The organism is Propionivibrio dicarboxylicus, from assembly GCF_900099695.1.
Taxonomy (GTDB): Bacteria; Pseudomonadota; Gammaproteobacteria; order Burkholderiales; family Rhodocyclaceae; genus Propionivibrio; species Propionivibrio dicarboxylicus.
Genome location: NZ_FNCY01000012.1, coordinates 20,734 through 29,204, shown reverse-complemented (window position 1 = coordinate 29,204; position 8,471 = coordinate 20,734). Strand labels below are relative to the sequence as shown.

7 protein-coding genes are annotated in these 8,471 nt (G+C 58.2%); 3 read left to right on the top strand and 4 right to left on the bottom strand.

The window, feature by feature from the left end; all coding sequences use genetic code 11:
• Positions 1-19: 19 nt before the first annotated feature.
• The 3 genes from BLR25_RS13775 to BLR25_RS13765 all read left to right on the top strand — a co-directional run bounded on the left by BLR25_RS13775 (position 20) and on the right by BLR25_RS13765 (position 3,778).
• Positions 20-1,828: an O-linked N-acetylglucosamine transferase, SPINDLY family protein gene (locus BLR25_RS13775; RefSeq protein WP_245715565.1), complete on the top strand. Its 1,809-nt coding sequence runs from the start codon at positions 20-22 to the stop codon at positions 1,826-1,828.
• A gap of 76 nt (positions 1,829-1,904) precedes the next feature.
• Entirely contained in the window at positions 1,905-2,684 is a 780-nt protein-coding gene (locus tag BLR25_RS13770) for a hypothetical protein (protein WP_143009864.1), read from the top strand.
• Entirely contained in the window at positions 2,681-3,778 is a 1,098-nt protein-coding gene (locus tag BLR25_RS13765) for a glycosyltransferase family 4 protein (protein WP_091938468.1), read from the top strand. The genes BLR25_RS13770 and BLR25_RS13765 overlap by 4 nt, the downstream gene beginning before the upstream one ends.
• Positions 3,779-3,882: 104 nt before the next feature.
• On the opposite strand, the gene BLR25_RS13760 is transcribed toward BLR25_RS13765, so the two are convergent.
• The 4 genes from BLR25_RS13760 to BLR25_RS21305 form a co-directional block, all read right to left on the bottom strand.
• Positions 3,883-4,509, bottom strand: coding sequence for a hypothetical protein (locus BLR25_RS13760; protein ID WP_218122750.1), 627 nt, complete (start codon positions 4,507-4,509; stop codon positions 3,883-3,885).
• 119 nt (positions 4,510-4,628) lie between these two features.
• On the bottom strand, positions 4,629-5,576 hold the full coding sequence (locus BLR25_RS13755; RefSeq protein WP_091938466.1) for a GDP-mannose 4,6-dehydratase: 948 nt from the start codon (positions 5,574-5,576) through the stop codon (positions 4,629-4,631).
• 45 nt (positions 5,577-5,621) lie between these two features.
• Positions 5,622-7,550, bottom strand: coding sequence for a glycosyltransferase (locus BLR25_RS13750; RefSeq protein ID WP_091938465.1), 1,929 nt, complete (start codon positions 7,548-7,550; stop codon positions 5,622-5,624).
• Positions 7,550-8,455, bottom strand: coding sequence for a hypothetical protein (locus BLR25_RS21305; RefSeq protein ID WP_218122749.1), 906 nt, complete (start codon positions 8,453-8,455; stop codon positions 7,550-7,552). The genes BLR25_RS13750 and BLR25_RS21305 overlap by 1 nt, the downstream gene beginning before the upstream one ends.
• Between the last annotated feature and the right edge of the window lie 16 nt (positions 8,456-8,471).

Sequence of the window (8,471 nt, the reverse complement as noted above, 5' to 3'; positions counted from 1 at the left end):
AAAAACCATTGGAGGTCCTGTGTCAGTCGAAGAGCGTTACGGGGCGACCTTATTGCAGGCTTGGAATAAGGCGCTGGATTTTTCGCAGTTGCTTTCCTATGTGGCCGAACTGGAGGCCCAATCCCTGTGGCCCTTGTCGGCGGTGTTGTACCAGACATGGCTGAAGCATAACGAGTCGCCTTATCTGCACGCGGGATATTTCAACCTCGGCATCGCCCTAAGCAACGCTGGCGATCTCGATGGTGCCGAGGGTGCCTACCGCCAGGCGATTGCCCTTGCGCCCGCTTTTGTCCATCCGCGCCTGAATCTCGCGAATCTCTACGAACGGCGCGGCCAGGTCGACCAGGCGCTGACCGAATGGCGATGGGTCGACGAGAACGTCAATGCCACGATCCCGGGTAATGCGCCATTGCTGATCATGGCCTTGAACAGCCTGGGGCGGGTCCTGGAAACGCAAAAACAATATGATCAGGCGTCGGTGTATCTGACCAAGAGCCTCGCCCTCGACCCAAGTCAGCGGCAGGTGCTGCATCACTGGGTCTATCTGCGCGAGAAACAGTGTCTGTGGCCGGTGTATGTGCCGCTCCCGGGTGTCGATCCGGCGCTGATGCGCGATTCGACCTCGGCGCTTGCCATGCTGAGCCTTTCCGACGATCCTGCGGCGCAACTCGAAGCGGCACGGCGCTATGTCGAAAAGAACATCGACATGAACCTGGTGCCGCTGGCATCGGGCAAGGGATATGGACACAAGAAAATTCGTATCGGGTATCTGTCTTCGGATTTTTCCTTGCATCCTGTTTCGATGCTGACGGTGCAGATGTTCGAACTGCACGATCGCGAATGCTTCGAAGTCCATGGGTATTGCTGGAGTCCGGAAGATGGCTCGGCGATGCGTCAGCGGGTCATTGCGGCGATGGATCATTTTGTTCGCATCCACCAGATGAGTGACGAGCAGGCGGCGCGGAAAATCCGCGAGGACGAGATCGATGTGCTCGTTGATCTGCAGGGGCAGACTGCCGGCGCCCGGCCGAATATTCTTGCCAACCGGCCCGCACCGATCCAGATCACCTATCTTGGCTTGCCTGCGACCACTGGTTTGCCCTGCGTCGATTATGTGATTGCCGATCGATTCCTGATCCCGGAAACGCTGGCTTGCCATTATTCGGAAAAGCCGCTGTATATGCCAGATGTTTATCAGGTGAGCGATCGCAAGAGGACCGTGGGGCAGCCTCCGACGCGTGCGGAATGCGGTTTGCCCGAAAGCGGCTTTGTGTTTTCGTCATTCAACAACAACTACAAATACACGCCCGAGATGTTCAGTGTCTGGATGAATATCCTGAAGCGTGTGCCGAATAGCGTTTTCTGGCTTCTGGCCGATAACCGATGGGCGCAGGAGAATTTGCGACAGGCCGCTGCCGTGCAAGGCGTCGATCCGACACGGCTGATCTTCGCCGGACGGGTGGCGCCAGAAAATTATCTGGCGCGCTATCTGAACGCGGATCTCTTTCTCGATAGCTTCCCGTTCAATGCCGGAACGACCGCCAACGACGCGCTGTGGATGAGCCTGCCCGTGCTGACGCTGTCGGGAAGAGCCTTTGCCTCAAGAATGGCAGGAGCCTTGCTGACGGCAGCCGGGTTGCCGGAGTTGATTGTCTACGACACCCGCGCCTATGAAGAAAAGGCCGTGGCGCTCGCCTTGAATCCCGATGAATGTCGTCGTTTGAAGGAAACCTTGCGGGCCGTCCACGAAAACGGCGTTCTGTTCGATACGCCCTTGTTCGTGAAAAACCTCGAGACGAGGTTAAAGGATCTGGTGGCCGCTTTATGATTCGGGATAATTGTTTGACCCTATTTGCGGAGGATTGATGCCGAACCGACTGAAACTGTATTGCGTCGGGCACACCTTGCCCCTGTTCGAGCCTTCGGCACCATTCGAAATGCTTTGCCCAAAGAGCCTCGGCATTGCCAATGAACTCGTCATTGACGATGATCGCTTCGGATCGGATGTCGACGGTGCGGCGCTTGCCGAGTATTCGCAGCTTTTCGGTCTCTACGACATGCTCTGTGCGGGAGACGTGGTCGCAGACGATCTCTTTCTGTTCCAGTATCGAAAATTCATTTCGCCGGTGATCGGTGGTGGCCTGGAGTCGGTGTCGCCCTGGGTCCGCGTGTTGACCCCTGAAATGGCGCCGCCGCTGTTTCCAGGGCTCGAGCAGTTGGCAGCCTTGAAGTCACGCCTGTCGGTCGGGTCGGTTTTCGATTTTGGCGAGAGCCTGTCGGCGAATTATGCCCGCGTGCACGTGGTCGACGATTTCGTAATGTTCGTGGCAGCTTGCGCCGAGAGCAGCCAAATGAGTTCCGCTGACGTCAAGTCCTTCGCCACCATCCGTGGGATCATCCCGTCGCCCGCGCTCTGCTATATCGAGGTGGATCTTTTCATCCGCATCATGCGGATACTCAAGGATGTTTGGGAGCATTACAGCGCGCATTATCAGCTGGCGCGCTCCGGGTATCAGCGGCGGGTCTCGGGTTATCTGCTCGAGCGGCTGCACAGCTACCTGCTATGCAAATGGCTTCTCGACAACACCGAGCCGGATATCAAGGTCTGGCAACGTTACGTCATCACCGACAGTCTTGCTGTGAGCGCGCCGGGTACTGTCAAGGGGAATGAGGAGTTGAAATGAACGCTCAAGTGAAAACCATTTTGCTCGACGCGGTGTTCTTTCAGTACAACCGTTCGGGCATCGCTCGTGTCTGGCGCTCGCTCCTCAAGGAATGGGGGCAGTCGGGATTTCCGGCGCGCCTCGTCGTGCTTGATCGCATGGGCACGGCGCCGCGCATCCTTGGTATTAGCTATCGCGTCATTCCCGCGCACAGTTATGCCAACGCCGAACAGGAATGCGCCATGCTGCAGAAGATCTGCGACGAGGAGAATGCCAGCCTGTTCGTGTCGACCTACTATACCCATCCGATCACGACGCCCTCTGTCTTCATGGCTTATGACATGATTCCCGAAGTCGTCAATTGGGATATCCAGGGGAGTCCAGTGTGGCGCGAAAAACATGCCGGCATCCGTCATGCCAGCTCGTTCATTGCCATTTCGGAGAATACGGCGCGCGATCTTTGCCGTTTCTTTCCGGCGATTCGTCCGGAGCAGGTGGCCATCGCGCATTGTGGCGTGGATTTCCGTGCGCCCGACGCGAATGCGATCGAAGCATTCAAGGCGCGTCGCGGCATTACCCGGCCGTACTTTCTCCTTGTCGGTAGCCGGGCGGCCTACAAGAACGGCGAACTGTTCTTCCGCGCATTTTCCCTGCTTGGCGACAACCGGAAAGACTATGCCATCGTTTGCACCGGTCCTTGGGCGAGTCTTGAGCCCGAGTACGCCGCGTATGTAGGTGAAGCCAATGTGCACATGATCGAAGTCGATGACGATGAACTGCAATGCGCCTATGCCGGCGCTGCCGTGCTCGCCTATCCTTCAATCTACGAGGGCTTCGGCATGCCGATCACGGAAGCGATGGCCTGCGCCTGCCCGGTGATTACCTGCCCGACCGGTTCGATTCCGGAAGTGGCTGGCGATGCGGTGATCTACGTCGAACCGCACGACGTCATGGCGATGGCGAAGGCCTTGCTGCAGGTGCAGAACCCGACGATGCGCGCCGTGCTGATCGCCAAGGGATTGTTGTGCGCCTCGCGCTATTCCTGGGAGAGGATGGCCGAAGAGGTCAAGGCGGCTTTGCTTAATGACCTCGAAGTTGGCGCCATATCGGCATAGCGATTTGTCCTTGCGTTCGGACATGTTCATTCCGGCAAGGATTTCTTGCCGGAAATGCCAATTGGCTGAGCCCGGTTGTCTCGGTATGAATTTGACCGTACGGCTCAGTCGGTTTCGTCAAAAATAAAGTCCGCGCCGGCGACTCTGCCCTGCCAGTTGCCTTGCCGACCGAGGTGGCTGCAGATGAAGCCGTCGATGGTGAAGCGGGCGGGAAAGTTTTCCAGGAACTGGATGTCGCATTTGCTCGCGTCGGATGAAGGAACATAAAACTCCTTCTTCTTGTAGAGCTGGAAATACCCTTGCAACTGGTTGCCCCAGGGGTAATCGAAATAATTCTGGCGCGCCTTGTAATCGCTGTATTTCTGGTAGTCGTGCCGGTTCAGGGCCCCATAGATCGCGTTCTGATCGAGCGATGTCATCAGGCCATCGACGGTGCTGAATTCCTCCGACAGGCAGATGTCGGAGTCCAGCAGCAGATACCAGTCGTCGGGATAGTGCTTGTAGGCGAAATTCTGGGCGTGGGCGATGGCGCCCCCCTTGTCGAAGACCCGGCCATTATTCTTGAAATCCCAGTACAGGACGATCACGTTGTATTGCGCCAAAAACTCGATCGTCTTGATGTCGTTGATGTCGGTAATGAATATCCAGCGCTTGAAGAACTTCAGATTGGCCGGTACGGTGACACGCAGCAAATCGTGGTAGTTCGTCGAAACGGTTATCGCAATCATCACGGGATCTCCAGGAAGTATCGCTGCGCCGACGGCATCATTCGCGGTGCCGGGTGCTTCGGGCAGAAGGTTGCAACCTGCCGCATCGGTGCGTCGGGTTGCGTGGGGTACTTATTTCGCATCTATGCCTGTGCCATCGCGGCGATGACTTCGGTCATCTGGTACTTGGCTTTCCAGCCCAGGATGCGCTCTGCTTTCTCCGGATTGCCGCCGATATACAAAGGGTCGGTCGGGCGGAGCAATTCGGGCGATTGCCTGACGTGTCGCTTCCAGTCAAGTCCGAAATAGTCGAAGGCGGTCGCGACGAACTGCTCGAGCGAATGTGTGACGCCGGTGGCGATGACAAAGTCCTGAGCGGTGTCCTGTTGCAGGATCCGCCACATTGCCTCGACGTATTCCGGTGCCCAGCCCCAGTCGCGTTGGATGTCCAGTCTGCCGAGGAGTAGCGTTTCGTCCGACCCGGCGGCAATGCGCTTGGCCGTGCCAATGATCTTTTTTGTGACGAAACGGGTTGGGCGCAGCGGCGATTCGTGGTTGAACAGTATGCCGGTGCAAGCGTGGATCTTGTAGGCATTCCGGTAGTTGTCGAGCAACCAGTGAGCCGAGGCCTTGGCCACTGCGTAGGGGCTGTTCGGACGGAATGGGGTGTGCTCGTCGGCGCGCTGCCCCTGCGTGTCGCCGAAGCATTCGCTCGATCCGGCGTGATACAGGCGGATTGGATAGTCGACCAGTCGGCAGGCCTCAAGCACGTTGAGAACACCGACGACCGTGCTTTGCATCGTTTCCGCCGGTTGTTCAAAAGACAGACTGACCGATGACTGGCCAGCGAGGTAGTAGATTTCGTCTGGATGGCTGTTGCGGATAGCGATGAAGACGGAGCGAAAGTCTGTCGGTACCAGCGACAGGATTCTTACCGAGTTTCGTATGCCGAGTGAGTCGAGGTTCTGCAGGTTGACGCCTTGCGGATCGCGCGACGTGCCCCAAACCTCGTAACCCATGCCGAGCAGAAACTTGGCCAGGTAGGCGCCGTCTTGTCCGGTGATGCCGCAAATAAGAGCTGTCTTTTTCATGACGGATGTATTAAATTCGTGGTCTCGAACGAGTCAAGATGCCGATTATGCGGGAGGTCGGCCATTGAGTGCCAGCTTGCCGATGGCTTGGCGCGAGACGAAGCCGGCGTAACCGTTGCCGATGTTCGCCGCCGACAGAACCAGTTCGTAGTCCTCGTTCTTCAGCAGTGCCAGCAGGCTGGCCCTGTTCTTGTAGGTTCGCGTGCACCCGAGCAGGATGATCGGGGCGCCGATGAGCCGTTTCAATTCGGCATGACCGGTGAATTCCCTGCCGTTGATGATGACTGCATCGAAGATAGGCTGGCCGATCGTTTGCAGGATGTTGCCGATGCCGTCTTCGCCGATTTTTTCGGGCGTCTGCATTTCCGCGATGTCGGCGCGGAACCAGCCCAGTACTTGGCCAAGGGGGTAATCGCTCAATTTATCGGGGGTTTGCCTGTAATAATCGATGACGTCCGATTCGGGCGGAAACTCTGCCAGCGGCACCGAACTTGCATGATGGCAGTCGGCAAAAGGCACTTTCTTGAGCAGTTCGGAGAACTGCCGGTGGGCGTTGGCCGACGACTGCAGACAGTGCAGGCGCGGCGCCGAGAGGTTGCCGGCGAGGGTCTTGATCAAGGCTGTCAGGACTTCTTCAGGAAGTTCGCCGATTATCAGCGCATGCTTGAGTTCCGGCCAGGCGGCAAAAGTACGGACAAAACGTGTGAGTCCGGCATCATCATCGGTTATTTTCCGAATGGCATAGTCCTGCCGGTTGCCGTCGGCCATCACCGCTATCGTACCGTGTTCGGCTTCCAGGCTGCGGGCGTAGTCGCGTATGCCGGCGTTCCTCGCGATTTCATGCTGGATAGCTACACAGTTCAGGGGGCTGACGAAGCCGCCGTAAATATGACGATGACCCCGATAGCTCTCTTCCGCGGTGAGATTGGCGAAGTCGAGTTTCGATTGCACACCGCCGAGGAGACCGAGGCAATGTCCTTTCCAGGGAAGACCGTGGCGGGCGAACCACTTCTGCACGCCAAGCACCATCGTCCGGTTGATCTCGTAAGGGTCGATGATGGCGCGGAAACTGCTGCTGATTGCGCCGTCGATATGGTCGTGCGCAAGAAGACGACGGATGCTGTCGGTCAGTGCCTGCTTGTCGGGGGGCGTCCGGAAAATGCATTTCGGAAGCTGTTGCGACAGTTCCTGTTGCGGGCCGCGGATGTCGTCGCAGAGGAGGACCGGGACATCGCTGATCAGGGCCTCCATGATGGCGTTGGAGATGCCCTCGGTCGTCGATGTGTGGACGAACAGGCGACAGCGGCCAAGATAGGAGGAAACGATGCTGCTGTTGGCGCCGATCGGGCGGCCGTCGATGACAATGCGGCCGTCGATACGGATCAGTGCATACGGGTCGAACGGGAGGTGGAAGTATTCGATGCTTTTTCCAGCCGCCTTGACGAGCGCGAGGAGATTCTCGAACTGCTTCGGGTCGCCGCCGAAAGAGTGGGCGAACAGGTAGGCGCTGGCGTTGGAATCGATCAGTGATTCAAGAAGGAGTTCGCCGCGCTTGAGCGGCACCGGCGAAAAAACCGAAACGACGTCCAGCGTCCGCAGCGCGCGTGGCACCGTTGCCGTGAACGGCAGGCCGGCATTGTGCAGGTTGTAGGGCGTCTCCTGGCTGATGTTGCGCAGGAAGCGGGCGCCGACGCCTTCGAAACGTTCAATGACTTTGTCGGGGAAAGCAGCGCGTGCTTGGGCAACGGTGCCCGGATGGCCGAACATCGCGCCGATGCAGCGCGGTTGCGGTAACCAGTCGACGATGTCCTGAAATCCGTTCGCGGCGGTGAGCACGTAGTAATTATGCTTCTCGAAAAAACCCAGGCGTTCGGGCGTTGGGCGCCAGTCTCCCTGGCAGAGGATGACGACGCCAGGGCTGTCTTCGCAGCGTTCCTTGAATATCTGTGCGTCCTGATAGGCACGCTCGGGCATCAACCGGTCCTCCGCGTCAGGAAGTTGCGGAATTCGCCGAAGGTCATCGGCGGGATGCGCAGCGGGGTCTTGCCGGCGACTGTCTCGTTCCAGTAAGTGCGGAAGAGCGTCGAGAAGTCGAATTTCTTCGCGTACGTCTCGCTCGCGTAGGCTTGCATCGTGTCGCGATTGAGCAATGACCAGTCGTCGATGATGAGTACTGGCAGGTCCGCGAAGAGGGGGGCCAGGGGATTCCGTTTGACGATCGGGATGCAGCCGAGGCACAGGGCTTCCCAGGTGCGGTGACAGTCCATGCCGGCGCCTTCGGGACTGGCGACGAACATGCATTCGGCTTGGCGCATCCAACTGCTATGGCGTGGAATCGCATTGGGCTCGAAGAAGCAGGACGTCTTGTCGCTCTTTTCGAAGCATTCCTGTCGATCGCCGCGGTGCAGGGCAAAATGCCAATTGCAATAGGCCGTCATGTAACGCCGGTTGAATTCCGGCGATTGCGCCAGGATGTTGATCAGCGCGTTCTCCTGGGCGACCGGCGAGATGGCGGTGATGCCCCAGAAGCCGGGACGCTCCCACATGGTGTGATAGTCGAGGCCGATCGGCAGCGGGTGGAGCTTGTCGTGCGTCGTGGCAAGGTTCTGCGCATACCACCCGATCAGTCGTGGGTCGTCGAGCAGGCTGCGAAGCGACGGATCGGACAGAAACGCCTCCGAGATCGGCTGATCGCTATCGCCGCTCAGCAGGACGAAGGGGGAATGAATTTGCGATAGGAAATTGTCGGCAAAATTCTTGAGAGCGTCGGTACACACATAGACCGAATCGCCGGGGCCAAGATTGCCGAGCAGCGACTCGTCGATCTGCGGAACGCTCGATACGGGTTGTGCGTTGTGCCTTGAGCATGACTTCAGCATGCCCCGGCTCGAGACG

Excerpts from the sequence above, each read along its gene's own strand:
- BLR25_RS13765 (WP_091938468.1), top strand. The coding sequence starts at position 2,681 with ATGAACGCTCAAGTGAAAACCATTTTGCTCGACGCGGTGTTCTTTCAG.
- BLR25_RS13750 (WP_091938465.1), bottom strand. The coding sequence starts at position 7,550 with ATGCCCGAGCGTGCCTATCAGGACGCACAGATATTCAAGGAACGCTGC.
- BLR25_RS13755 (WP_091938466.1), bottom strand. The coding sequence starts at position 5,576 with ATGAAAAAGACAGCTCTTATTTGCGGCATCACCGGACAAGACGGCGCC.
- BLR25_RS21305 (WP_218122749.1), bottom strand. The coding sequence starts at position 8,455 with ATGCTGAAGTCATGCTCAAGGCACAACGCACAACCCGTATCGAGCGTT.